The 611-nt window shown below is 63.7% G+C and carries 1 pseudogene; it reads left to right on the top strand.

The features are described 5' to 3' along the window. Positions 1-142: 142 nt before the first annotated feature. Positions 143-611: pseudogene (locus tag U9980_RS24690) on the top strand (hypothetical protein); the annotation flags it as partial.

Below are 611 nucleotides of genomic sequence, written 5' to 3'. Positions count from 1 at the left end.
GTGGAGCCGGAAGCCCAGGGGAGGACCGCGGGGCCGGTGACCATCGCGTCGTCGACCACCGGTCCGATGGTTATCGGACAGACGATTATCAGGCTGATAACTATCCGATTGATGATTACTCAGCGGACGATGAGAGCTGGTCGTGACCGAGTCGAACCTGAGTAGAGCCGCGCCGACGGTCGTCGAAATTGATCTCCGTACCCGTTATGCGGAGATCATGACGGTCGAGCGGTTCTCAGACATTCAGCGGACATTCGTGCGGGATCTGGGCGTGGCGGAGAGCGATCCCGGACGGGTGCTGCTGATCGACGATTCCCGCCTGCTCGTCGAACATGCACCGGGTCTTGAACGGATCATCACCGCCCGATCGGTGAATCAGGTCGTCTGCCTGATCGTCGGCCCGCCCAACGCCGAGCGCGGCGGCTCGGTAGACGGCGGTGATCATGTCTCCCAGGACGGTCGTGGCTATCCCGATCATGGCGATGATGATCCCGATCCCGATCCCGATCCCGATCCCGGCTACGGCGACTTCGACGACGAGTTCGGCGGTCGTGGGTTCGGCGGTGGCGGGGCCAACTCCGGCCGTCGCGACACTGCTGCGAACGCTGGGC

The organism is Protofrankia sp. Cr1 (assembly GCF_963555865.1).
In the GTDB taxonomy this organism is placed as follows: domain Bacteria; phylum Actinomycetota; class Actinomycetes; order Frankiales; family Frankiaceae; genus Protofrankia.
The sequence above is the reverse complement of the archived record's forward strand: the minus strand, read 5'-3'. Positions and strand labels throughout refer to the sequence as shown.